22 protein-coding genes are annotated in these 24,238 nt (G+C 74.3%); 5 read left to right on the top strand and 17 right to left on the bottom strand.

All coding sequences use genetic code 11. From position 1 onward, the window contains the following. Positions 1 to 6: 6 nt before the first annotated feature. Positions 7 to 1,308, bottom strand: coding sequence for a replication-associated recombination protein A (locus FB467_RS10640; RefSeq protein ID WP_141786607.1), 1,302 nt, complete (start codon positions 1,306 to 1,308; stop codon positions 7 to 9). Positions 1,309 to 1,693: 385 nt separating this feature from the next. Here FB467_RS10640 and FB467_RS10635 point away from each other — a divergent pair, with 385 nt between their 5' ends. Genes FB467_RS10635 through FB467_RS10625 form a run of 3 tightly spaced genes read left to right on the top strand, consistent with a single transcriptional unit; the run spans position 1,694 to position 3,922 of the window. Next, positions 1,694 to 2,473, top strand: coding sequence for a GNAT family N-acetyltransferase (locus tag FB467_RS10635; protein ID WP_141785070.1), 780 nt, complete (start codon positions 1,694 to 1,696; stop codon positions 2,471 to 2,473). Between the two features lie 31 nt (positions 2,474 to 2,504). Then, positions 2,505 to 2,999: a hypothetical protein gene (locus FB467_RS10630; RefSeq protein ID WP_141785069.1), complete on the top strand. Its 495-nt coding sequence runs from the start codon at positions 2,505 to 2,507 to the stop codon at positions 2,997 to 2,999. After that, the gene (locus FB467_RS10625; protein WP_141785068.1) at positions 2,996 to 3,922 is read left to right on the top strand and encodes a hypothetical protein; all 927 of its coding nucleotides are present in this window, start codon (positions 2,996 to 2,998) and stop codon (positions 3,920 to 3,922) included. The genes FB467_RS10630 and FB467_RS10625 overlap by 4 nt, the downstream gene beginning before the upstream one ends. Here FB467_RS10625 and FB467_RS10620 read toward each other — a convergent pair. Further along, positions 3,891 to 5,393 (bottom strand): phytoene desaturase family protein, encoded by a 1,503-nt coding sequence (locus FB467_RS10620; protein ID WP_141785067.1) that lies wholly within the window; start codon positions 5,391 to 5,393, stop codon positions 3,891 to 3,893. The two genes, FB467_RS10625 and FB467_RS10620, sit on opposite strands and share 32 nt — an antisense overlap. A 208-nt stretch (positions 5,394 to 5,601) precedes the next feature. Between FB467_RS10620 and FB467_RS10615 the strand changes: the two genes are divergently transcribed. Beyond that, on the top strand, positions 5,602 to 6,258 hold the full coding sequence (locus tag FB467_RS10615; protein ID WP_141785066.1) for a maleylpyruvate isomerase family mycothiol-dependent enzyme: 657 nt from the start codon (positions 5,602 to 5,604) through the stop codon (positions 6,256 to 6,258). 1 nt (position 6,259) lies between these two features. Here the strand turns inward: FB467_RS10615 and aspS are convergent, their stop codons facing one another. Next, a complete protein-coding gene (gene aspS / locus FB467_RS10610) occupies positions 6,260 to 8,074 on the bottom strand; it encodes an aspartate--tRNA ligase (protein WP_141785065.1) in 1,815 nt (604 codons plus the stop codon). Between the two features lie 111 nt (positions 8,075 to 8,185). Between aspS and FB467_RS10605 the strand changes: the two genes are divergently transcribed. Further along, complete coding sequence (locus FB467_RS10605; protein ID WP_141785064.1) at positions 8,186 to 8,884, top strand: hypothetical protein; 699 nt, start codon at positions 8,186 to 8,188, stop codon at positions 8,882 to 8,884. Between the two features lie 138 nt (positions 8,885 to 9,022). Here FB467_RS10605 and FB467_RS10600 read toward each other — a convergent pair whose 3' ends face one another. From FB467_RS10600 to FB467_RS18485, 14 genes are all read right to left on the bottom strand, one after another. Continuing rightward, positions 9,023 to 9,994 carry a DUF3800 domain-containing protein gene (locus tag FB467_RS10600; RefSeq protein ID WP_141785063.1) on the bottom strand — a complete coding sequence of 324 codons (972 nt, stop codon included), beginning with the start codon at positions 9,992 to 9,994 and terminating at the stop codon, positions 9,023 to 9,025. Between the two features lie 79 nt (positions 9,995 to 10,073). Then, positions 10,074 to 11,459, bottom strand: coding sequence for a hypothetical protein (locus FB467_RS10595; RefSeq protein ID WP_141785062.1), 1,386 nt, complete (start codon positions 11,457 to 11,459; stop codon positions 10,074 to 10,076). Continuing rightward, complete coding sequence (locus FB467_RS10590) at positions 11,443 to 11,943, bottom strand: SigE family RNA polymerase sigma factor (RefSeq protein ID WP_141785061.1); 501 nt, start codon at positions 11,941 to 11,943, stop codon at positions 11,443 to 11,445. The genes FB467_RS10595 and FB467_RS10590 overlap by 17 nt, the downstream gene beginning before the upstream one ends. Before the next feature lie 210 nt (positions 11,944 to 12,153). Next, a complete protein-coding gene (locus tag FB467_RS10585; protein ID WP_141785060.1) occupies positions 12,154 to 12,819 on the bottom strand; it encodes an NUDIX domain-containing protein in 666 nt (221 codons plus the stop codon). Continuing rightward, a complete protein-coding gene (locus FB467_RS10580) occupies positions 12,816 to 14,498 on the bottom strand; it encodes a CTP synthase (protein WP_141785059.1) in 1,683 nt (560 codons plus the stop codon). Before FB467_RS10580 ends, FB467_RS10585 begins: the two co-directional genes overlap by 4 nt. 6 nt (positions 14,499 to 14,504) lie before the next feature. Beyond that, positions 14,505 to 15,617: a glycosyltransferase family 4 protein gene (locus FB467_RS10575; protein WP_170230666.1), complete on the bottom strand. Its 1,113-nt coding sequence runs from the start codon at positions 15,615 to 15,617 to the stop codon at positions 14,505 to 14,507. A gap of 4 nt (positions 15,618 to 15,621) precedes the next feature. Further along, positions 15,622 to 17,250, bottom strand: a complete 1,629-nt coding sequence (murJ, locus tag FB467_RS10570; protein WP_141785057.1) for a murein biosynthesis integral membrane protein MurJ — start codon at positions 17,248 to 17,250, stop codon at positions 15,622 to 15,624. Then, on the bottom strand, positions 17,247 to 18,125 hold the full coding sequence (locus FB467_RS10565) for a hypothetical protein (protein WP_141785056.1): 879 nt from the start codon (positions 18,123 to 18,125) through the stop codon (positions 17,247 to 17,249). Before FB467_RS10565 ends, murJ begins: the two co-directional genes overlap by 4 nt. After that, complete coding sequence (locus tag FB467_RS10560) at positions 18,122 to 19,294, bottom strand: copper transporter (protein ID WP_170230664.1); 1,173 nt, start codon at positions 19,292 to 19,294, stop codon at positions 18,122 to 18,124. Before FB467_RS10560 ends, FB467_RS10565 begins: the two co-directional genes overlap by 4 nt. Further along, entirely contained in the window at positions 19,291 to 20,478 is a 1,188-nt protein-coding gene (steA, locus tag FB467_RS10555; RefSeq protein WP_141785054.1) for a putative cytokinetic ring protein SteA, read from the bottom strand. The genes FB467_RS10560 and steA overlap by 4 nt, the downstream gene beginning before the upstream one ends. Before the next feature lie 42 nt (positions 20,479 to 20,520). After that, on the bottom strand, positions 20,521 to 22,257 hold the full coding sequence (recN, locus tag FB467_RS10550; protein WP_141785053.1) for a DNA repair protein RecN: 1,737 nt from the start codon (positions 22,255 to 22,257) through the stop codon (positions 20,521 to 20,523). 9 nt (positions 22,258 to 22,266) lie between these two features. Further along, positions 22,267 to 23,160, bottom strand: a complete 894-nt coding sequence (locus tag FB467_RS10545) for an NAD kinase (RefSeq protein ID WP_141785052.1) — start codon at positions 23,158 to 23,160, stop codon at positions 22,267 to 22,269. Next, on the bottom strand, positions 23,157 to 23,972 hold the full coding sequence (locus FB467_RS10540; protein ID WP_141785051.1) for a TlyA family RNA methyltransferase: 816 nt from the start codon (positions 23,970 to 23,972) through the stop codon (positions 23,157 to 23,159). Before FB467_RS10540 ends, FB467_RS10545 begins: the two co-directional genes overlap by 4 nt. Next, positions 23,965 to 24,129 (bottom strand): hypothetical protein, encoded by a 165-nt coding sequence (locus tag FB467_RS18485; protein ID WP_153390348.1) that lies wholly within the window; start codon positions 24,127 to 24,129, stop codon positions 23,965 to 23,967. Before FB467_RS18485 ends, FB467_RS10540 begins: the two co-directional genes overlap by 8 nt. Positions 24,130 to 24,238: the final 109 nt, after the last annotated feature.

The raw sequence follows: 24,238 nt of genomic DNA, 5'->3' as shown, positions 1-24,238 counted from the left end.
GACACTCTAACCGGAGGATTCCTCGCCCCGGATGATCCCGCGCAGGTGGCGCCAGCGCGGCCCGAGACGTTCCTCCCAACCACGGTCCGTGGGGTGGTAGTAGTCGGCGTCGACCAGGTCGTCGGGCAGGTACTGCTGCGGCCCGACCCCGGCCGGCTCGTCGTGGCTGTAGCGGTAGCCCTCCCCGTGCCCGAGTCCAGCCGCCCCGGCATACCCGCTCCCCCTCAGGTGGGCCGGGACCGCGCCCCCCTTGCCCGCCCGCACGTCGGCGATGGCGGCGTTGATCCCGCCGTATGCCGCGTTGGACTTGGGCGCGAGCGCGTTGTGGACCACGGCCTGCGCCAGGATGATCCGGGCCTCGGGCATCCCGATCTGGGCGACCGCGTGCATCGCGGCCACGGCGGTCTGCAGGGCCGTCGGGTCCCCCATCCCCACGTCCTCGCTGGCCGCGATGACGATCCGCCGCGCGATGAACCGCGGGTCCTCCCCCGCCTCCAGCTGCCGGGCCAGGTAGTGCAGTGCCGCGTCGACGTCGCTGCCCCGCATGGACTTGATGAAGGCGCTGGCCACGTCGTAGTGCTGGTCCCCGGTCCGGTCGTAGCGGACGGCTGCCTGGTCCACGGCCTGTTCGGCGGCGGCGACGGTGATCACCACCGGCTCGTGCTCGCGCCCCGCGGGCACGGCGTCCTCGGCGACCCCCGCAGCGGCCTCCAGCGTGGTCAGCGCCCGGCGGGCGTCCCCGCCGGCGATCCGGATCACGTGGTCCCGGGCCTCCGGCTCGAGGGTGAACCTGCCCTCGAGTCCCCGCCCGTCCACCAGCGCCTCGTCGATCACCTCGCCGACCTGCTGGTCGTCCAGGGACTGCAGCCGGATCAGCATGGACCGCGACAGCAGCGGGGAGATCACGCTGAACGAGGGGTTCTCGGTGGTGGCGGCGACCAGGATCACCAGCCGGTTCTCCACCCCCGGCAGCAGGGCGTCCTGCTGGGCCTTGCTGAACCGGTGGATCTCGTCGAGGAAGAGCACCGTCTGCCGGCTGTACAGGCTCCGCTCGCGGGTCGCCTGCTCCATCACCGCCCGGACGTCCTTGACCCCCGCGGTGACGGCGGACAGCTCCACGAAGGTGCGTCCGGCGGCCTGGGCCACCAGGTGCGCCAGGGTCGTCTTGCCGGTCCCCGGCGGACCCCAGAGGATGGCCGACAGCGGCCCGGCCGCACCGCCCTGCCCCTCGATCAATCGGCGCAGCGGGCTCCCCGGCCGCAGCACGTCCCCCTGCCCGCGGACCTCCTCCAGCGAGGCCGGGCGCATCCGCACCGCCAGGGGCGGTCGCAGGTCGCCGGTCTCGTCGAGCTGCTGGGCGAACAGGTCACCACCGTCGGGTCCGGGCACCTGGGCAGGTTATCCCGTGCCCCTCGTCATACCCCGGGAGGACACCGGGCGACCGGCCACCACCTGCGTCGTACCCCGGAACAGTCCCGCGGTCCGACGCGCGGGAGACCCTGCCCGAGCCAGGCTTGGGGACATGCACGAGTACGCAGCCGACCACCTGGTCTCCGCCCGCGCGGCGGCCTCCCTCCCGACCCTCCTGACCTGCCTGGCCACCGGTCTGCTGGCCGCTGCCGCGGCCTGGCTCGCCGCCTGACCCACCGCCCTGGCCGACCGGCCGCCACCCCCGGCTCCCTACGATGTGCCGGTGCCCGACCGACCGCTGCGCCCCGTGCGCACCCACCCGGACCTGCTGGGCCTGACCCGGGACGACCCGTTCGTCCGGTGGGCGGTGCCCGACCCGTTCGAGGGGGCGGTCCTGGCGGGCACGGGGGCCGTGGCGGTGGAACGGCAGAGCACCCACCGGCACGGGCTGTGGCTGATCCCGCTGCCCGCCGGCGGCACCTCCCCCGCGGACGGCCTCGCCGACCTGCTCACCGGGCTGCGCGAGGAGGGACACGTCGCGCGGCTCGGGGTGGGCAGCCTGTCCATCCCCCAGCCGTATGCCGCGGTGCTGGCGGCGCACTTCGACCTCGCCGGCGGCGGGGAGTGGGACTTCATGTGGACCACCTCCGCGCCGGCCTCCCGCCCCGGCGAGGCGGCGCTGCAGGAGTTGGACGACGCCGCGGACGCCGAGGAGCTCGCGGTCTTCTCGGCGGAGCACAGCCCGACCGCCGAGGGCGAGCCGGGGACCGGGCGGACCGTGCTGTGGCTCGGCCTCCGGGGAGCCGACGGCGCGCTCTTGGCCGCCGGGGGCATGCAACGGCTGAGCTCCGGCGCCCCGCACCTGGCCGGCATCGTCGTGCACGGCGCGCACCGCGGCCGCGGCCTGGGCGCGGCGATCACCGCGGCGCTGACCCGCCGTGCCCTGGCCGGGCACGGGGTCTGCACCCTCGGGGTGTACAGCGCGAACGCCACGGCGTTGTCGCTCTACCGCCGGCTCGGCTACCGCACCGCCTACCCCTGGCACAGCCGGCGTCTGGCCTGACCGCCGGGCCGACACGCCCTACCCTGGTCGGGTGACAGGGGAACCTCCGGTGCAGGACCGGCCCACCGAGCGTCCCCCGGCGGGCGGGCTCGGTCGGTTCGGGATCGTGCTGCGCCTGACCGTCACCGCGGTCTTCCTGGGCATCCTGCTGACGGCCCAGCTCGGCCGGCACGACGACTGGTTCCCGCTGGGCATGCTGGGCCAGTACGGCGTGGCACGGGACCCCGACGGGGTGGTCCTGGACACCTACCTGGTGGGGCGGTTCGCCGACGGCCGGATCGAACGGATCGAGATGCGGGCCGACACCGTCGGGATGACCCGGGTCGAGATGGAGGTCGCCCTGCCGGAGCTGGAGCAGGACCCCTCGCGCCTGGCCCTGCTGGAGGCGACCTACGAGGCGCAGCACCCGGGCACCGACCTCGCGGCCCTGGAGATCCGCCAACAGGTACACCGGCTGCGGGACGGCGCCCAGCACGGGCCCGTCGAGGACCGGCTGGTCCTGGCCTGGACCGGGGAGACCGGGTGAGGGTGCTCCGCGCCGTGGCCGGGTGGTGGGTCGCCCCCGTCCCCCGGGCCCGGGTCGCCTGGGTCCGGGTGCTGGTCGGCACGATGGCGCTGCTCGACGCCCTGGTGTTCCTCCGGTCGCCCCGCGACCGCAGCGGGACGCCGGAGTTCTACGACCCGGTCCCGGTGGCCTCCGCCCTGGGGCTGCCGGCGCCCACCGGGGCGGTCCCCACCCTGCTGCTGGTCGGGATCGCGGCGGGGTTGGTCGGGGTCGCGCTGGGCGCCCGCGCCCGGGTACCGGCGGCGGTCCAGGTGGTGGGCGGTCTGCTGCTGAGCGGCTGCTACGCCGTCTGGTGCCTGTACGGGATGAGCTTCGGCTACGTGGCCCACGACCACATGGCGATCATGGTGGCGATGCTGGTGCTGCCCACCGCCGGCGTCTGCCGCTACCGCGACCCCGACCGCAGCGGTGGTGCCGGGTGGGCGCTGCGGATGGTCCAGGTCTTTACCGTGCTGACCTACACCGGGTCGGTGCTGGCCAAGGCCGTGCTCAACGACTGGGACCTGGTCCGCTGGGGCAACTCCGGGACCCTGGTGTGGGCCTTCCTGCGCCGCCCCAACCCGGTCAACGTCCACCTGGTGGACCAGGCGCTGCTGTTGCGGGCCTCCCAGTGGGGCGCGATGGCCCTGGAACTGCTCGCCCCGGCGGTCTTCCTGGTCCGCGAGCACCGCCGCTGGCTGGTCGTCCTCTTCTTCGTCGGCTTCCACCTGAGCACCTTCGTGCTGCTCGGGATCCACTTCCTGCCCACCGTGGTCTGCTGGTCCGCCTTCCTGCCGTGGGAGCGGTATGCCGCATGGCTGCGCCACCGCAGGACCACCCGCACGTCGGCGCGCCGGTCGCGGGGCCGGTCGGTCAGGCGGGACCGAGCGAGGGCACGCCGGTGATCCCGAACGCGCGCAGCACCCGCCGGGCGGCGTGGAAGCCGGACATGCCGTGCACCCCCGGGCCGGGCGGCGTCGAGGCCGAGCACAACCACACCCCGGGCGCCACGGCATACGGGTCGACGCGCAGCGTCGGGCGGACCACCATGTGCCACATCGTGATCAGCCCCCCGGAGATGTCCCCTCCCGGATAGCCCGCATTGTGCTCGGACAGCTCCGCGGCCGGGGTGACCAGGCAGTCCACGACGACGTCCCGGAAACCGGGAGCGAATCGCTCGAGCTGTGCCTCCGCGGGGGCCCGGACGTCCCGGGTGGACCCGTGCGGCACGTGGGCATAGACCCAGAGCGGGCGCAACCCCGACGGACCTTCCCGGCCGGGGTCGTGCGCGGCGGGATCGCTCACCAGCAGCACCGGCTGTTCGGCGTGGCGTCCCGCCGCCACCTCGGCCTCCGCGGCACGCGCCTGCTCGACGGTGCCGGCGACGTGCACCGTGCCGGCCCGTCCGACCTCCGGGTGCGACCACGGGACCGGGCCGGACAGCACGTAGTCGAGCTTGCAGACCGAGGCCCCCAGCGGGAGGGCGGCCACCCGCGACCGGTAGGGCTCGGCGAGCAGCGGCGCCGCCACCCTGGCGTGCGTGTCCAGCAGCACCGCGCGGGCGGGCGGGATGTCCGCACCGCTCCACACCGGGTGGTCGGTGAGCACCCGACCCCCGTGCGCCTCGAGGTCGGTGACCAGGGCGCGGGTGATCTCGCCGATCCCCCCGCGGACCAGCGGCCACCCGGTGGGGCTGTGCGCCAGCGCGCCGAGGTAGGCCGCCGTGCCGGCCGCGGCGAGCGAGGGAAGCCTGGTGATCGTGTGCGCCGCGACACCGTTCACCAGGGCGTGCCCCGTCCCGTCGGGCCACCAACCGTCGGCGGCCCGGGTGGACAGCAGCGCGACGGCCCGCCCGAAGGCCGCACCCGCCGCCGCCAACCCCGCCGGGGTCGTGGCGGGAGCGGGCACCGAGCGCTTGTCCGACAGTGCGATCGCCGCGACGTCCCGGTAGTGCCGCACCAGACCGCCCATCAGGGTCCGCCACCGGGCCCCGTCCGGACCCAGACCCTCGATGGTCGTCTCCAGGTCCCGGTAGGCGATCCCGGCCAGGCCGCCGTCCAGCGGCTGGGCGTAGGACACCTCCGGCACGATGAGGTCCAGGCTTCGCGCGGGCAGGTCGAAGGCGGCGAAGAACGGGGACGACGGCGCCGCGGCCGGCACCGCGGCGCAGACGTCCCGCAGCAGCCCCTCCGCCTCCGACACCTGCGGGGTGACGAGCGGCAGCGTGCGCACTCCCCCGCCCGGCGTGGGCTGCCCCTCCAGGACGGTGACCTCGAGCCCCGCCCGCGCCAGCGTCACGGCCGCGGCCAGCCCGTTCGGCCCCGCCCCCACGACCACGACGTCCGTGCGGCCGTTGCCGGCTGGGGAGAGGGGCATACCCGCAACGATAGGCGACCGCCCCCGCCCCGCCCCACCCCCCGACCGGACGCCCGAGCTGGCGGCCCCCGACCCCCACCAGACGCCTGACCGGGCGGCCCCACGCCCCCACCAGACGCCTGACCGGGCGACCCCACACCCCCACCAGACGCCTGACCTGGCGGTCCTGGACCCTGGTGCCGGGCGACCCGGGGTGCCACACTGGGGCATGGGTGCGCTGTCCCCCGTCCTGCGCAGCGAGCGCCAGGCCTTCATCGCCCTCCTGGAGACGCTGGATCCTCAGCAGTGGACGACGCCGTCCCTCTGCGCCGGCTGGACCGTCCAGGACCTCGCCGCGCACGCGGCATTCGCCCAGTCGCTGCGGCTCCACGAGATGGTCACCGAGGCGGCGCGGGCCCGGTTCGGGTACAACCGGATGATCACCGAGACGGCGGTGCGGTGGGCCGAACGGGGCACCCCGGCGATCCTGGAGCGGATGCGGCGCAACCTCCGCGACGAGGTGACCCCACCGGGTCTGCCACTCGTGCTGTCCGTCGTCGACGTCACCGTGCACGCCCTGGACGCCCGCAAACCGCTGGGGCTTCCCCGGGCGGTGCCCCGGGAGGCCTTCCTGCCCGTCGCGAGGTTCCTCCTGCGGGCGCGCTGGCCGTCCACCATCCCGCTCGGGGGCGGGCCCGCCGAGCGGATCGCCGGGCTCCGGCTGGTCGCCGACGACATCGGGTGGGCCAGCGGGTCCGGGCCCGACGTCCGGGGCACCGCCGAGACGATGCTGCTGGTGCTCTCGGGCCGCTCGGTCACCGCCGAGGAGCTCGACGGCGATGGCGCCCCCGAGCTCCTCCGACGGATCAGCGCGGTGCCGGGGTGACCTACCCCTCCGCGGCGTCCTGACCTGCTGCCCCGGCCTCGGCCGGCTCGAAGTCGACGCCGGCCTCCTTGCGCTGCTCCGCGGTGATCGGGGCCGGCGCCTCGGTCAGCGGGTCGAAGCCACCACCGGACTTGGGGAAGGCGATGACGTCGCGGATCGAGTCCGTGCCGGCCAGCAGGGCCACGATCCGGTCCCAGCCGAAGGCGATGCCACCGTGCGGGGGCGCACCGAATTTGAACGCCTCGAGCAGGAAGCCGAACTTCTCCTGGGCCTCCTCCTCGGACAGCCCCATGATCGAGAAGACCCGCTCCTGGACGTCGCGACGGTGGATACGGATCGACCCGCCGCCGATCTCGTTGCCGTTGCAGACCATGTCGTATGCGTAGGCCAGGGCCGCGCCCGGGTCCTCCTCCAGGGTGTCCAGGAACTGCTCCTGCGGGGAGGTGAACGCGTGGTGCACGGCCGTCCAGGCCCCGCCGCCGACGGCGACGTCGCCCGCGGCCACGGCCTCGCTGGCCGGCTCGAACAGCGGCGCGTCCACCACCCAGAGCAGCGACCACGCCGACTCGTCGATCAGGTCGCAACGTCGCGCGATCTCGGTGCGGGCGGCACCGAGGAGTGCCCGGCTGGACTTCACCGCACCGGCCCCGAAGAAGACGCAGTCCCCCGGCTTCGCGCCGACGTGGGCGGCCAGGCCGTCCCGCTCGGCGTCGCTGAGGTTCTTGGCCACCGGTCCGCCGAGCGTGCCGTCCTCGGCGACCGTCACATACGCCAGGCCCTTGGCCCCGCGCTGCTTGGCCCACTCCTGCCAGGCGTCGAACTGGCGCCGCGGCTGACTGCCGCCGCCGGGCATGACGACCGCCCCGACATACGGCGCCTGGAAGACCCGGAAGGGGGTGTCGGCGAAGTATGCCGTGCAGTCCACCAGCTCGAGGTCGAAGCGCAGGTCCGGCTTGTCCGAGCCGTAGCGGGCCATCGACTCGGCGTAGGTGATCCGGGGGAACGGGGTGGGCAGGTCGACCCCGATCACCTGCCAGACGGCCTTGGCGATGGCCTCGCCGAGCTCGATGACGTCCTCCTGCTCGACGAAGCTCATCTCGATGTCGAGCTGGGTGAACTCCGGCTGGCGGTCCGCGCGGAAGTCCTCGTCCCGGTAGCACCGGGCGATCTGGTAGTAGCGCTCCATCCCGGCCACCATGAGCAGCTGCTTGAACAGCTGCGGGCTCTGCGGGAGGGCGTACCAGGACCCGGGCTGCAGCCGCGCGGGCACCAAGAAGTCGCGGGCCCCCTCCGGCGTGGACCGGGTCAGCGTCGGGGTCTCGATCTCGACGAAGTCGCGCTCGTTGAGCAGCGACCGGGCCGCGGCGTTCACCTTGCTGCGCAGCCGCAGGTTCTGCCCGGCGGCGTTGGCGCCCGGGCGGCGCAGGTCCAGGTAGCGGTGCCGGAGGCGGGCCTCCTCACCGACGGTGACCCGCTCGTCGATCTGGAACGGCAGGGCCTCGGACTCGCTGAGGACCTCCAGGTCGGCAGCGACCACCTCGACCTCGCCGGTGGGCAGCTCCGGGTTGGTGTTGCCCTCGGGCCGGATCCGCACGGTGCCGGTGACCTTGATGCAGTACTCGTTGCGCAGGTCGTGCGCCCCGCCCTCGGCCAGCACCTCGTCGCGGGCCACCACCTGGACGACCCCGGAGGCGTCCCGCAGATCCAGGAACGCCACCCCGCCGTGATCGCGTCGCCGGGCAACCCACCCGGTGAGCGTGACGGTCTGGTCGGAGTGGTCGGCACGCAGGGAGCCGGCCCGGTGTGTACGGAGCACAGTGGAACCTCTGGTCGGGATCGTGGATGGATGCATGGCGGTCCGCCACGCGGCCCCAGTCTACGGATATGTTGGGCGCCGCCCGAGTCCGCGACCCGGAAGGACCCCTTCGTGCGCCGCATCCTGCTCGTCCCCGCCCTCGCTGCCGCCGTGCTCACTGCCTCCTGCGGAGCGGTCGAGGAACCGGCCACCGACCCGTCGCCCACCGCAGAGCAGTCCGCCACCGAGGAGGAGGCCACCACCACCAGCGAGGAGGAGACCGCCACCGACGAGGAGACCGCCGAGGAGCCCGAGGAGACCAGCGAGGAGCCCGAGGAGAGCACCGAGGAGGCCGCACCGCCGGCGCAGGAGTGCTCCAGCAGCGGCTACACCGCCGGTGAGCTCAACGCCGGCGACTCCCCCGACCCAGTCGTGCAGCTCGCGACGACCCTGCTGGACGCGGCGGTCGACTGCGACCCGGAATCGCTGATCGCCGCCGCCGAGGCGGACCAACCCTCCCTGTCCTTCGGCGAGGTGCCGGCCGAGGAGGCCCTGGCGCTCCCCGACGTCGAGGGCCGTTACCTGGCGCTGGCGGTCCTGCTCACCGCCACGTCCCCGAGCCAGGAGGTCTACGAGGGGGACGGGGCGGTCACCGTGTGGCCGGCCGCCTACTCGGCCGGGGCGACCGACGCCGACTGGCAGGAGATCGTCGACGCGGGGCTCTACTCCGCCGACGAGGTGGAGCAGATGCGCGGCGCCGAGGGCTACTCGGGCTGGCGTGTGGGGATCGCCGAGGACGGCACCTGGCTCTTCTTCGTCGCCGGCGACTGATTCCCCCGCGCGATCGGCCCGCCATGCAGTTTGGGTCATGCACCTTGGGTGACCTGCGACTCACAATGCATGACGCAAAGTGCATGGCGCCGCCTGCGGGCGCCCGCGAAACCCCCGTGGGCAGCCCAAGCGACCGGCCTACCCGGCGATCGCGCCTGTGGAGAGCCGCGACCAACTGACGCGGTCGGCCCAGATCGAGGCGGGATCCACGTATGCCGTGAGGGACTCGGTGAGGTCGGGCTCGCCCCGGCCCCCGAGCTCCTCCGAGGCGATCCAGCGGGCCACCCCGGCCAGGAAGTCGGCCAGCTGCACCCTCGGGTCGGTCGCCGAGTCCACCTGGTGGATCCCGGCGAGCCGGCCACCCAGCCCGGCCGCCAGCGTGACCACCCGGTCCGGCGAGAGCGAGCGCTGGCGGTCGTGGACCAGGACGACCGGACGGTCCGGCGAGCCCCAGAGGTGGACGGCACGTTCCACCGCCGGGAAGAGCGGGTCGAGCACCGGGATCGACGCGACATCGCCCACGAGCTCCGGTCGCCGCCGCTCCGCCCTGGCTCGCGTCCGCGCTAGCCGGTCTAGGACCGGCGCCTGCCCCGGATCGAGCGCCGCGAGCGCCCGGTAGAACACGGCTACCGGATCGCCGGGCCCCTCGACGGCCCGGGTCCGCATCAGGTCGTTGGCCGCGCCCAGGAACTCCCGCCACCGCGGGGGTGCGGCGCCCCGGACACCCGAGCGGTACACCGACCGGGCGGGGGCGGCGTCGCCCAGCAGGAACCAGCACAGCCGTCGCAGCAGGAAGTACTCCTTCTCGACCAGGTGGACCCGGGCGACCCCGGTGACCGGCCCGGTCGGCCCGAGAAACCACCGCAGCACCTCCCGGTGCTTGCGGCGGAGCAGGTGGTTCGCCTTGTACTCCTGGGCGGGCGACCCGATCAGGTCACGGATCTCCGCGAGGGCCAGCGCGGCCGGACCCGGCGGCACCGCCACCGTGGCATGGGCGAAGACGTCGGTCGTCGCCCCCGCCAGGTGCTCCCCCTCCGCGCCGGACTCGTCGCACGCCACCTCCACGACCCCGCCGCCGGTGGGCGTCACCGGACGTGACAGGTGCAGCATGGCCGGGCCTCCCGGGTCGACGGCCTCCATCGTGCCCACGGGGCCGCGGGCAGGCAACCGCTTTGCGCCCGAGGGTCGGTCAGTCGCTCCCGTAGTCCCAGGTGAACCCGTCCATGGACGTCATGAGTTCGGTCCACTCCTCCAGTGCCCGGTCCTCGTCCTGTGCCGGTGCGGTCGCCCGGGCCACGGCCAGGGCCGAGCCGCCCAGCCGCACGACCTCGGCGGACACCGGCTCCCCACCCGGCAACTCCAGCGCGCCCCCGACGGCCCCCTCCGGCACCCGTTGGGCGACCACGAACTCCAGGATGCCCTCCGAGTTGTCCCCGCCCAGGATGTAGGGGTCGGCGAACCCCGCGGACAGCGGCGCGACCCCGGGTGCCAACTCCCCGGGGTACCCCTCGGCCGCCAGGGACGGACGCACACACCAGAAGTCCACGCTCGGCACGTAGCAGGCGACGCCACCGATGGAGGCCACCTGCTCCGTGAGCACCGTCTCGCCCGAGCCCAGCGACATCTCGTCGCCACGGCCGAGCAACACATCGGCGACGTCGTCGGCCACCAGGCCCTCGTAGACGCGCACCGTCATCGACCGACCATCGACGTCGAGTGCGTCCTGGAGCGCCGGAAAGCCCGAGACCTGATTGCGGAACAGCACGACCGACCACTGCCCGTCATCCGCTGGCGAGAGCACCACGGTCCGGCTCTGGCTGGTCCAGACGTCGAGGTCGCCGGGCAGGGACCGGGCACGCTGCAGCTCAGCACCGTCGAGGGACAGCCCGTAGCCCCCGTCACCGACGGTGACCTCAAGGACGGGCGGCGGGAAGGTCGCGGACACCTCCTCGAGCACGGTGTCGTCGGCGAGACGCACCTGGGCCACGGCGAGGACCTCCCCGGGCTCGGCGGGCACCGTCAGCAGCGCGACCGCCGCCTCCGGGGTCTGGACGACGAGCGAGTCGGTGCTCTCCACCCAGCGGGTCGCCCCGTCGGACGTCCGGACCTGCACGTCCACCGGCGCCGGTTGCCCCGGGTCCCACCCCGGGACGGCCACGACCACGCCGGCCGGGGTCCGCTGGAACTGCACCTCCGACCCGGCCGGCGGCCCCAGGACGAACTGCCGGCGGTCCGGGTCGTCCTCCTGGGTCAGGACCAGCTCGCCGTGGGTCTCCTCGCTGAGGGAGACGCTGAACTCGTGCCCGAGGAGGTTGACGCCCTCCTCCATCGGCACCACCCCCACCTGCCCGGTCGCTGCCGGTGGCGGGACGTCCGCGTGCTCTCCCCCGGCCAATTGGCTCCCGCCCAACCACACCCCGCCGGCCAGGACGACGGTGGCCCCGAGACCGGTGAGCCGGCGGCGTCGCACCCTGCCACGCCCGGCGGCCACCACGGCTGCCGCGTCGATCCGCAACGGCGGCCCCTCCTGCACCGCACGGTCCAGCAACTGCACCATCTCACGCTCGTCCGACATGGGACCCGTCTCCTTCCCGCAGGATCTCCCGCAGCTTGCCCAGCCCCCGTGAGGCCGAGCTCTTGACCGTGCCGACCGAGGTGCCGAGGGTCCGCGCCGTCTGTTCCTCGGACAGGTCCAGGTAGTGCCGCAGCACGACCACCTCACGCTCCCGCGGCGGCAGCGACTGCAGCGCCCGGACGACGTCGACGTGCCGTCCCCCGTCCGGATCGCTCCCGACGAACTCAACCGGCTCGGCCACCAGCACCTCCCGGCGCCGGCTGCGCCAGGTGTCGGTGTGCAGGTTGGTCAGGACACGGCGGGCGTATGCCGTGGGGTTGCCCCCGCGGACCCGTCGCCACCGGACGTAGAGCCGGGCCAGGGTCTCCTGGACCAGGTCCTGGGCCGCCTCGGCGTCACCGGTGAGCAGCCAGGCGCTGGCGAGCAGGCGCGGTGAGACCGCGTCGACGAACGCCACGAACTCCTGCTCCTGCTCCCTGCGCACACCCGCTCCTCACCCGGTGTAGGCCGTTCCGTCGGGAAACGACACCGTCAACCATCCCCAACGGTGCAGCACCCGGAAAGGTTGAGTCGTCGGCCGGGACGGTCGGACCCGGCCACAATCCCGCCGACTGCACGCGGAATTGCCACGGTAGGGCCGGAAAGCGCGAAAAGCGGGTCCACTCGGCGCAGCAGCGCCCGGGGTCCCGGTCGCTCAGCCCAGCCCGGGGTGGGCCGGCCACGGTGTGTCCACCGGCCGCAGGGTCTCCCACCCGCGGTCCAGCCCGGCCCGGGCGCTGAGCACCCCGATCGCCACGGTGGCGTTGCGGATCCGCCCGGCGAGCACGGCATCCACCGCATCGTCCAGGCGGACCCAGCGGGTCGGCATACCCTGCTCCTCGTCCTCCCGGGTGAACCGTTCGCCCTCGGGGACGTCGCTCAGGTCGCGGGCCAGGTAGACCCGCAGCGCCTCGCTGATGCCGCCCGGGGAGGACAGGTAGTCCGCGAGCAGGTGCCAGGTCCGGGCGCGCAGGTCCGCCTCCTCACCCAGTTCGCGGGCGGCACCGACCCAGGGGGCCTCCCCCGCGACGTCGAGCAGGCCGGCGGGCAGCTCCCACTCGTGCGCCCCGATCGGGTGGCGGTACTGCTGGATGAGCAGCACCTCCGGGTCCCCGCGGTCCTCCCGCAGGGCGAGCACCGCGACCGCCCCGGGGTGGTCGACGAACTCCCGGACCACCTCCCCGGCCTGCCCGAGGTCGACCGTCTCCCGGCGCACGTCCCAGACCCGTCCGGCGAAGACGACCTCGGAGTCACCGACCGGGGCCCGGCCGAGCCGGTCCTCCAGCTCGGCAGCGGCGGCGCGGGGGGCCTCGAGCGTCATGCGCTCGGGGTGCGCTGCACCTCGACGAGGCGCTGGCTGCGCTGCACGTCCAGGGCGGCCCCGACCAGACCCGCGAACAGCGGGTGCGCGCGGTGCGGGCGGGACTTGAACTCAGGGTGGGCCTGGGTCGCGACGTAGTAGGGGTGCACGTCCGCGGGCAGCTCGGTGAACTCGACCAGGGTGCCGTCGGGCGAGGTGCCGCTGAACACCAGGCCGGCCTCGGCGAGCTGGTCCCGGTAGGCGTTGTTCACCTCGTACCGGTGCCGGTGCCGCTCGGTGACCGAGGTCTCCTCGTAGGCGGTGGCCGCGACCGACCCCTGCTCCAGGCTGGCCGCGTAGGACCCGAGGCGCATCGTGCCGCCCAGGTCGCCGGCCCCGTCGACGAACGCCTTCTGCTCCTCCATGGTCGCGATGACCGGGGCGGGCCCGTCGGGGTCGAACTCGGTGGAGCTGGCCCCCTCGATCCCGGCCACGTTGCGGGCGAACTCGATGACCATCGCCTGCAGGCCCAGGCAGATCCCGAGGGTCGGCACTCCCCGCTCCCGGGCCCAGCGCAGGGCGCCGATCTTGCCCTCGATGCCACGCACCCCGAATCCGCCGGGGACCAGGATGGCGTCGACGCCACCGAGCGCCTTGCTGGCGCCGGACTCCGTGCGGCACTCGTCCGAGGCGACCCACCTGATGGAGACCTTCGCGTCGTGGTGGAAACCCCCGGCGCGCATCGCCTCGCTCACCGACAGGTAGGCGTCGGGCAGGTCGACGTACTTGCCGACGAGCGCGACCTCCACCTCGTGCTCCGGCTGGTGCACCCGCCGCAGCAGCGAGTCCCAGTCGGACCAGTCGACGTCCCGGAACGGCAGCCCCAGGTAGCGCACCACGAACGCGTCCAGCCCCTCGGCGTGGATCACCTTGGGGATGTCGTAGATGCTCGGGGCGTCCATGCAGTTGGCCACCCCGTCGACGTCGACGTCGCACATCATCGAGATCTTGCGCTTGATCGACATCGGCACCTCGCGGTCCGAGCGCAGCACCAGCGCGTCCGGGGTGATGCCGACCTGACGGAGCTGGGCGACAGAGTGCTGGGTCGGCTTGGTCTTCAGCTCGCCGCTGGGGGCCAGGTAGGGCACCAGCGAGACGTGCAGGAAGAAGCAGTTGGACCGGCCCAGGTCCTGGCGCACCTGGCGGGCCGCCTCCAGGAACGGCAGCGACTCGATGTCGCCGACCGTCCCGCCGATCTCGGTGATGATGATGTCCGGTCGGTCCTCCGGCGCCAGCTCGGTCGCGTCGGCGCGCATCCGGGCCTTGATCTCGTTGGTGATGTGCGGGATGACCTGCACGGTGTCCCCGAGGTACTCCCCGCGCCGCTCCTTGGCGATGACGTCGTTGTAGACCTGCCCCGTCGTCACGTTGGAGCGCCCGCGCAGGTTGGTGTCCAGGAAGCGTTCGTAGTGCCCGATGTCGAGGTCGCACTCGGCGCCGTCCTCGGTCACGAAGACCTCGCCGTGCTGGAACGGGTTCATCGTCCCGGGGTCCACGTTGATGTAGGGATCGAGCTTCTGCATCGTGACCTTCAGGCCGCGTGCCCGGAGCAACAGGCCCAGGCTGGAGGCGGTGAGCCCCTTGCCGAGCGAGGATGCGACTCCGCCGGTCACAAAGATATGTTTCGTCTGGTCCGCCACGGGCTGTCAGTCTACGTCACCGGGGGCGCGCGTCAGGTCACCGGCTCGCGCGTATGCCGTCAGCGCGGCCCGGACCGCGTCCTCGCCGGTGGGCAGTTGCTCGGCTCGGCGCAGGGACCGCCGCCGCAACTCCGCCCGGTGTGCCGGGTCGGTGAGCACGGCGGCCATCGCGCCGGCCAGCGCCTCGGGGTCGTCCTCGGGCACCAGCACCCCGCCGCCGTCGAGCACCTCCGCGGTGCCCCCGACGTCGGTCGCCACGATCGGCGCCCCGACGCTGAGCGCCTCCTGCAGCCACACCGGCTGTCCCTCCCAGCGGGCCGCCGACACGGCGAGGTCGGCCGCCCCGAGCAGGTCGGCGACGTCCGCGCGCCGCCCGAGGAGGGTGACCGGGAGGGCGCGCCGGTCGATCGTGCGCTGCAGCGCCTCCCCCTGCGGCCCGTCCCCGGCGATCACGACCCGCATGTCGACGCCGGCGAACTCGATCCGGCCGATCACCTCGAGCAGCCGGTCGAAGCCCTTCTGCGGGGTCAGCCGCCCGACGGCCACGACGAGCCGCTGCCCGTCGGTCAGGCCGAGCTCGGTCCTGACCTGCTCGGGCGCGGTCTCGGGTAGCGCGCGGGCGGCGGCGACCACCGCCCGATCGGCCTCCGGGGCACCCCGCTCCCGGGCCCGGGCGATCAGGTCCTCGGAGACCCCCAGGAAGAGGTCGGCGTCGTGGCAGACCTTGCGTTCCAGCCCGTGGTGGATGAGCGCCGCGACCCGGCCCCTCGGGGCGGCGTTGTGGCTGGTGACCACCACGAGCGGCCGGTCCTCCCCCCTACGGGCGAACAGGCTCAGCGCGCCGGCCCGCAACCCGTGGGCGTGGACGACGTCGACCTCGGCCATGGCGGCGCGCAGCGCGGCCGTCGCTGCCCGGTCGCGCCGCGGCGAGGGTCTCGGCCCGATCTCGACGGGCACGACGATCGCGCCCGTGTCGGCGATCTCGAACTGGGTCGCGACGACCGGTGGACACGCGACGGAGACGGTATGGCCCTCGGCCACCAGGCCGGCCGCCAGGCCCTGGACGTGTCGTCCCACGCCCCCGGCCACCAGCCCGGTCACCAGCAAGATGTTCGTCACGGGATCAGTCTGTCCTACCCCGCTTGGTGATGCCCTGTCGGATCCTGGAAAAGGCTTCTGGCTCAACTACTCGCACGCCCGCCAGGCCTGCGGCGAGCGCCGCGGAGCCGGTCACCCCGCCGGACAGGATCGCCGTCCACGGTCCTCCCGGCTGCCAGACCTGGGCCAGCGCCTCCCGCGCCACGAGCACCGCCGCCGCACCGAGCAGCGCCACCAGGGCCAGCCGCAGGCTGCCGGTCAGGACCTGCTCGCCCCAGTCCCGCCGGACCAGCCGGGCCTGGAGGAGTGCCGTGAGGGTCATGCCCGCGGCGCTGGCGAGGCCGAGGGCCACCAGCGTCTGGGACGCCGAGGGTGCCCCGACCGGAACCAGGAGGGCGATCGGGACGACGGCGGCGACGAGCCAGCCGAGCGCCACCGAGACGGCGGCTCCCCGCGCGCTGCCGTGGGCATACAGCGCCCTGGTCAACAGCGCGGCCAGGCCGAATCCGGCCAGGCCCGGGGCGTAGGCGGCCAGGCCGACGGGCAGCGCCTCCAGGGACCCCCGACCACCTCCGGCGGAACCGGCGTCCAGGGTCAGGAACACCGTCCCGACCTCCCGGCGCACGGCGGCCAGGGCCACGGCAGCCACGACGCCGGTGGCGAGCACGGCCTGGGCCGTCCTCCGGAGCGTGCCGGAGGCCTCCCCCGGGTCGGTGAGCCGCGGGAATGCGGCGGTCGCCAGCGGGACGGCCAGGACCGCATACGGCAGCAGGTAGACCGTCTGCACGTAGGTGTAGATGTTGACCACCCCGACGGCGTCGGAGCGGTTGGCCAGCCAGACCGTCGCCAGGACGCACACCTGCTGGGCGCCGACGGCGACCAGCCCGGCGACGGCCAGTGCCCCGGCGCGGCTGCCGGTGCCCGCGGGGAACCGCCAGGTCGGGCGGAGCCGCACCCCGGCGCGCAGGACCGGGACGAACAGCGGCAGGCTCAGCGCGACCACCCCCGCGGTCGTACCCCAGGCCAGCACCAGGATGGCCTCCCGCCCGGCATCCTCCGGAGCAGGCCCCTCGCCCCGCAGGGCGCCGTAGGCGAGGTAGGCGCCGATCACCACGATGCTCGAGAGCAGCGGTGCGAGCGCGGCGGCGAGGAAGCGGCGGTGTGCCTGCAGCACGCCGGTCAGCACGATCCCGATGCCGTAGAGGGCGATCTGCGGTGCGAACACGGCCAGCATCAGGGCCCCCGTGCGGGTGGCCGAGGGCTGCCCACAGGCCTGCTCGCCGAGCAACGCGCCCGCGATGGGTTCGGCCAGGAGGGTAACCAGGACGGTGAGCGGGAGCAGCAGGGTGAGGGCCCAGCTGAGCAACGCGGAGGCGGTGCGGTCCGCGGCCCCCTCGTCGCCCCGGTTGAGGTGGCCCGCCACCAGCGGCACCGCGACCGCGGCGAGCGCTCCCCCGGCGGCGACCTCGTAGAGCACGTTCGGCACCTGGTTGGCGGTGCCGTAGATCTGCCCCACGCAGGTCGCCCCCACGGAGTGGGAGAAGACGAACCACCGGCCCAGTCCGACCACCCGCGACAGGAGGGTGGTGGCCGCGATGATCCCGGCGCCGGCCAGCAGGCTCCCGGCCGCCAGTCGGGCGCTGGGCGCGTTCACCGGCGGGGACGCCCCAGCGCGTCGAGCTCACGCAGCCCCGGTGTGGACTCGATCACCGCGGTGAAGCTGACCTTCTCCGAGGCCAGCGTCAGGCCGGTGATCAGGGCCAGCGCGAGCAGCCGGCCGCGGCCCTGCCAGCGATCGACGACGGCGAGGCCGACCAGCGCACCGAGCGGGTTGGCCCCGGTGTCGCCGAGCATGCTGCGGCCGGCCAGGTCGTCCGGCAGCAGGGCCGCTGCCGTTCCCGCCACCACGGCCGCGCCCGGCGCGCCGGGACCGGTCGCCACGAGGGGCGTGGCGGACAGCAGGCCGACCTTGAGGGCCCGTCCCGGCCGCAGGTCGAATAGGTTGGCCAAGTTCGCAGCGCCGGCCACGACCGCGCCACCCACGAGGGTCCCCAGGGCGCCGCGGGTCCGGCCCCGCCCGCTCGCCGCCGCATGGTCCACCAGGGCGGCCCCCACCAGGCCCGTCCCGGCGAGGACGAGGATCTTCAGCGAGCCGGTCGTCACGTGTCCCCGGGCGAGCGCCCCGAGGTGCCCGGCCAGTCCCTTGCGGTCGGTGTCCTGCCGCAGGTCGTCGACGGCGCCGACCCAGCCCGCGCCGACCCCGGTCACGAGCATGGCCGTGGTGCGCGCGGCACCCAGCCCCGCGACGGGTCCGGCCAGCACGGCCGTCCCGGTGGCTCCTGCCACGAGGGCCACCCCCTCCAGCAGGGTGACCTCGTCACCGGCGTGGTTGGTCCGGGCCCACCGCGCCCGCCCGCCCGGCACCACACCGGTGCGGAGCCGGTGCCAGAGCACCGACGTGCCGGCCGCGGCGGTGAGGAGCAGCAGCCCGTCCCGCACCCGCGCGCGGGGAGCTGGCGACCGACTCACGGTGTCGCCGTGGCGGTCGCGGAATCGCCCAGGGACCCACCGCCCACCGGCGCATCGGACCCCGTGGTCGCCCCGGTCTCGTCCGGGCCGTCGGTCCCGATCGGCGGGTCGGTCTCCACCGGTGGGTAGATGACCGGGCCGGTCGGCGCGCCGTCGTCGGTGCTCCGGGCCGCCGGCACGGGCGGACCCACGCCCTCGGCCCCGGCGCCGACCCCCCACTGGCCGACCTCCCCCTTCAGCGCCTGCCCGACGGACAGCACCAAGGCGGCCTGGCCGGTGGCGGACTCCCCGTTGTCCACGGTCGAGACCAGGTCCGCGACGGAGCCCTCCTTGCGGATCTCTTGGATCAGGGCATCGGCGGCCAGGTCGTCCGGGTCGTGGAAGGACTCGGTGCCGTAGCCCACGACCACGGTGGGCAGGTCCACGGCGCCCAGGGCCGCCACCAGGTCCATTCGGGCGGTCAGTTGCGCGGGGCCCTTCTCGTCGGACTCCACGGCGGCCTGGCTCAGGCCACCGCTGACCACGACCAGCGCGTCGGGGGCCCGCAGGTCCGGGGTGCCTGGCACCGCCTCGTTGGAGACGTCGGCGTCCCGGTCCACCTCGATGAAGTTCAGTTCCTCCAGGCGCTGCTCGGCGATCGGCCACTGCCCCACCTGGCCGGGTTCGTCGGCGCCGGCGAGGACGGCGGCCAGCACGGTGCCCAGGGTGGGCTCGCTCCCCTCGTGCGGCTCCGGGTCGTCGACCAGGCCGGCGAGCTCGACGGCCGCCTCGTGCCGGGTCGCTGCCTGCTCCGGGTCCTCGGCCTCGTTGCGAAACCAGGTGGTGGAGACCACCTCGCCCCCGGACCGGACCACCGAGTCGTTGACCGAGCCCAGCATGTTGCGGTCCGCCCCGGGCAGCATCACGATGCCGATCCGGGTGTCGGTGAGCCGGTCCGCGGTGGCGGCGGGCGTCAGGATCGCGACCATGCCGTCCTTGAGCTGGTCCCGGGCCTTGGTGTCGTCCAGCTCGGCGCGCAGCAGCGCCCGCTCGTCCCGCAGCTCGGAGACCTGGCCCTCCAGGGTGGTGCCGAGCTCCTCCCGCAGCGGCCCGGCACCGAGCACGATGCCGACCGCGAGGGCCAGGAAGACCGCGACCAGCGAGACGATGTGATAGCGAAAGTCGATCAACCGAAGATCCCCCCGACGAAGGCCCAGAAATCATCCCACCGGACGGCCAGCACCTGGTACAGGGTGCGACCCCCCGGGGTCGCCGCCAGGGCCGCCACGACCGCCAGCAGCCCGGCGATGAGCAGCCAGACCAGGGCAGCCCCGGAGATCCGGGAGCGGTAGAGCAGGCTCACCCCCTTGGCGTCCACCAGCTTGCCCCCGACCCGCAACCGGGTCAGGAAGGTGCTGGCCATGCCCTGGCGTCCCTTGTCCAGGAACTCGATCAGGGTGGCGTGGGTCCCGACCGCGACGATCAGTTCGCAGCCGAGCCCGTCCGCGAGCAGCATCGCCACGTCCTCGCTGGTCCCGGTCGCCGCCAGCACGATGGGGTCCTCCACCCCCAGCGACTCCACCCGGTCCAGTCCCGGGGCCCGCCCGTCACGGTAGGCGTGCACCACGACCTCCGCGCCGGAGACCAGCGTCGCGTCGCTCACCGAGTCCATGTCGCCGACGATCAGGTCCGGCCGGTAGCCCAGCTCCACCAGGGCGTCCGCGCCGCCGTCGACCCCGATGAGGACCGGTTTGGCCTCCCGGATGAACGGGCGCAGCGTCTGCAGGTCCTCCTTGTAGTGGTAGCCCCGGACGACGACGAGGGCATAACGACCCTCCATCGGGGTGCGCAGCTCCGGGAGGTCGATGCCGTCCAGCAGGAGGTCCTGCTCGTTCTTGACGTACTCCATCGTGTTGCGGGCGAAGGAGGAGATCTGCTGCGAGACGTTGCCGCGGGCGGCCTCCATGGCCTCCAGCACCGTGGGCATGTCGAGCCGGGTGCCCTCGGCCAGGACGACCCCGTCGACGACCACCTCGTTGCCGACGACCGAACCGTCCACCCCCTCGGTCACCTGGGTCATCAGGGCCTCGCCGGCGCGGTCCAGGAGGGGGATGCCCGCCTCGAGCAGGATCTGCGGGCCGAGGTTGGGGTATGCCCCGCTGATCGAGGCGGCGGCGTTGACAACCGCGCTGGGCCGGCAGGCCACGAGCGCCTGGGCGCTGACCTGGTCCAGGTCCTCGTGGTTGATCACGGCGATGTCCCCAGCGGTGAGCCGCTTGGTGAGGTTCTTGGTCCGCGGATCGACCCGGATGGGCCCGGCGACGGGGGCTGTCTCCGGGACGTCCCGGTGCGCCGGCCGTCTGGACAAGGTCATGATCGCCCATCGTGCCAGACGCGTGCGGCCGATCCGCGCCGGTCAGTCCCCGGCGCGCTGCGCGGCGTGCTCCGCGAGCAGTTCCGCCGCGTGCTGCAGGGCGGCCCGCGACTCGCTGTCGCCCCCCAGCATGCGGGCGACCTCGGCCACCCGCTCCTCGCCCCGCACCGCGTGCACCCCGGTGGAGGTGACCTGTCCGTCCGAGCTCTTGCGCACCACCAGGTGCTGGTCGGCGTAGGCCGCGACCTGCCCGAGGTGGGTCACCACGATGACCTGGGCGTGCCGCGCGAGCGCGGCCAGCCGCGCCCCCAGGTCCAGCGCCGCCGCACCCCCGACCCCGGCGTCCACCTCGTCGAAGACGTAGGTCGGGACGTCCCCCTGCGCGCTGACCACCTCCAGGGCGAGCATCACCCGGGACAGCTCGCCCCCCGAGGCCGCCTTCGTCACGCTGCGCGGAGCCACGCCCGGGTTGGCGGCCAGCCGGATCTCGACGTCGTCCAGCCCGTGGCGGCGGACCCGCACGGGGGCCTCCCGCCCGGGCAGCGCCAGCCCCTCCTCGTCGTCGGTGCTGCCCACGGCCACCACCACCTGGGCCGAGCCCATCGCCAGGTGGGCCAGTTCGGCGGTCACCTGCTCGCCGAGGTCCTGCGCCGCCCGGGTCCGCAGCTCGGTCAGCTCGGCACCCCGCTCGGCCAGGTCCGCGCGGAGCCGGGCGACCTGCTCGGTCAGCTCGACGATCCGCTCGTCCGAGGAGTCCAGGTCGGTCAACCGGGCCGCGGACTCCTGTGCCCAGGCCAGGACATCGCCGGTGGTGGCGCCGTAGCGTCGCAACAGGCCGGTCAGCGCGGCACGCCGCTCCTGCACGGCGGCCAGCCGCTGCGGGTCGGTCTCCACGCCCGCTGCGTAGGAGGCGAGGTCGGAGGCCAGGTCCGAGGCCAGGTAGCCCAGTTCCGCGGTCCGGCGGGCGAGCTCGGCGAGCGCGGGGTCGTGCTCGCCGCTCTGGGTCAGGCCGGGCGTGACAGTGCCGAGCAGGTCGACCACCGGGGTGTATCCCTCACCGTCCTCGTCCGCGAGGACGGCCCGCGCCTCCTCCGCGGCCCGGCGCAACCCGTCGGCGTGGCCGAGCCGCTCCTCCTCCAGGAGCAGGTCCTCCTCCTCACCCGGTTGCGGGTCGACGGCCTCGATCTCCCCCAGCGCGCTGCGCAGCATCTCCGCCTCGCGGGTGCGTTCCACCCGCGCGCTCCGCAGGGTGGCGAGGGTCTCCTGCGCACCCAGCCACTCGTCATACACCTGCTCGTATGCCGTGCGCGCGGCGGTGACCGCCTCCCCGCCGAAGGTGTCCAGCAGGACGCGGTGCTGCTCAGGGCGCCGCAGCCGCCACTGGTCGGCCTGTCCGTGGACGGCGACCAGCAGCTCGCCGATCTCGGTGAGCACCCCCACCGGCGCCGAGCGACCCCCGACGTGCGCCCGCGAGCGACCCTCCGCGCTGACGGCGCGGACCAGGATCAGGCCGTCGTCGACCTCACCGCCGGCGCTCTCGGCCCGTTCCAGCGCGGGGTGCCCGGCCGGCAGGTCGACCTCGCCCTCGACGACCGCGGAGCCGACGCCGCTGCGGACCATGCCCGAGTCGGCGCGCGCCCCCAGCAGCAGGCCGAGCCCGGAGACCACCATGGTCTTGCCGGCGCCGGTCTCACCGGTGATCACGTTGAGCCCGGGCGACAGGTCGAGCTCGGCGTCCTCGATGACGCCGAGCCGTTGGATGCGGATCCGGCTGAGCACGGGGGCAGCCTAGGAGCCGGCACCGTCAGGGCGGCCGCGCCACCCCTGGACGGGCAACTGGAACTTGGCCACCAGCCGGTCGGTGAACGGCGAGCTGGTCAGCCGGGCCAGCCGGACCGGGAGTTCGCTGCGCCGCACCTCGATCCGCGCCCCCGGCGGCAGGTCGATCGCGCGGCGGCCGTCGCACCACATCACCCCGGTCACCCCGGCGTGCGCCTCGACGTCGACCGCCAGGCGGGTCTCCGGACCGAGCACCAGCGGCCGCGAGAAGAGGGCATGGGCCGAGATCGGCACCACGAGCAGCGCGGCGACGTCGGGCCACACGATCGGGCCCCCGCCGGAGAAGGCGTATGCCGTGGAGCCGGTCGGCGTGGCCATCACCACCCCGTCGCACCCCCAGGTGGACAGCGGGCGGCCGTCGATCTCGACGGTGAGCTCGAGCATCTTCTCCCGGGCGGACTTCTCCACGCTGGCCTCGTTGAGGGCCCAGCTGTGCGCGACCTTCTCCCCGTCCTGGTAGACGTCGACCTCGAGGGTCATCCGCTCCTCGACCGTGTAGTCCCGGGCCACGATCCGGTCGACGACCTCCGTAACCTCCTCGCGCTCGGCCTCGGCGAGGAAGCCGACCCGCCCCAGGTTCACCCCCAGGAGCGGGGTGCCCGCGTCCCGGGCCACCTCGGCACCGCGCAGGATGGTGCCGTCGCCACCCAGCACGACGACCAGTTCGGCGTCCCGGGCGAGTTCGGCCTCCGGCGGCACCCAGTCGGCGCTCACCGTCCCGGCGCTCTCCTCGATGGTGCTGACCGCGATGTCGTGCTCCCGCAGCAGCGCGGTGACCTCCCGGGCGAGTGGCACGACCTCCGGCCGCTGCGGGTGCGTGAGCATCAGCACACGGCGTGTCATGCGGTCTCCTCCCCGGTCAGCTGCTCGATCCGGCCGGTGATCTCCGGCGGCTTCATCATGCCGGGTCCGTCGGCGGACAGCCACAGCAGGTACTCCACGTTCCCGTGGGTGCCGACCACCGCGGAGCGGGCTAGTGCCCGCACCCCCAACCCCTCCCGGGCCGCGGCCTCGACCACTCCCCGGATCGCGGTCGCGCGGTCGGCGGGCCGACGGACCAACCCGCCCTTGCCGAGCCGCTGCCTGCCCACCTCGAACTGTGGTTTGACCAGCACCACCAGGTCGCCCGTCGGGCCCAGCACCCCCGCCATGGCCGGCAGCACGGTGGTCAGCGAGATGAACGACAGGTCTGCGACCACGAGGTCGAACGCAGGCCCCAGGTCGGTCGGCCCCACCCGGCGGATGTTGGTGCCGGGCAGGTCCCGGACCCGCGGGTCCGTGGCGACCTCCGCCGCCAGCTGGCCGTGCCCGACGTCGAGGGCAGTCACGTGGGCCGCCCCCGCGCGCAACAGCACCTGGGTGAAGCCGCCGGTGGAGGCGCCCACGTCCAGGCACCGGCGACCTGCCACGGCCAGCCCGAGGTCGCCCCACTCGGCCAGTGCGTGCCGCAACTTCTCCGCGCCCCGACCCACCCAGTCGAGTTCGGGACGGTCCACCCGGACGTCCGCCCCGTCCGGCACGGGGGACGAGGACTTCTGCACGGTCCTGCCGTCCACGCTCACCCGGCCGGACCGCACGAGGTCCTGGGCCTGCCCCCGGGAGCGCGCCAGGCCGGCGTCGACGAGCACCCGGTCCAGACGCGTGCCCTCAGCCACCGGTTCCCGGGTCGGCGAGACGCTGCTGCAGCCGCCGGTGCGCCTCCGTGGCGGCGGCGACCCGGTCCTGGAGGGAGCCCCCGGCGTGCTCGTCGAACTCGGCCATGGCCTCGTCCACGACGGGGTCACCGGTGCTGGGGCGGGCGTTCTCGGTCATCGGCACCACGCTACCGGGTCCGGCCCCGCGCACCCCGCAGACGCCCCGGCACTCCCCGCGATCGCCGCCCCGCACAGCACCCGAGGCACCGCCCCGCAACCTCACCCGG

It is taken from the genome of Ornithinicoccus hortensis, assembly GCF_006716185.1.
GTDB lineage: Bacteria > Actinomycetota > Actinomycetes > Actinomycetales > Dermatophilaceae > Ornithinicoccus > Ornithinicoccus hortensis.
The sequence above is the reverse complement of the archived record's forward strand: the minus strand, read 5'-3'. Positions and strand labels throughout refer to the sequence as shown.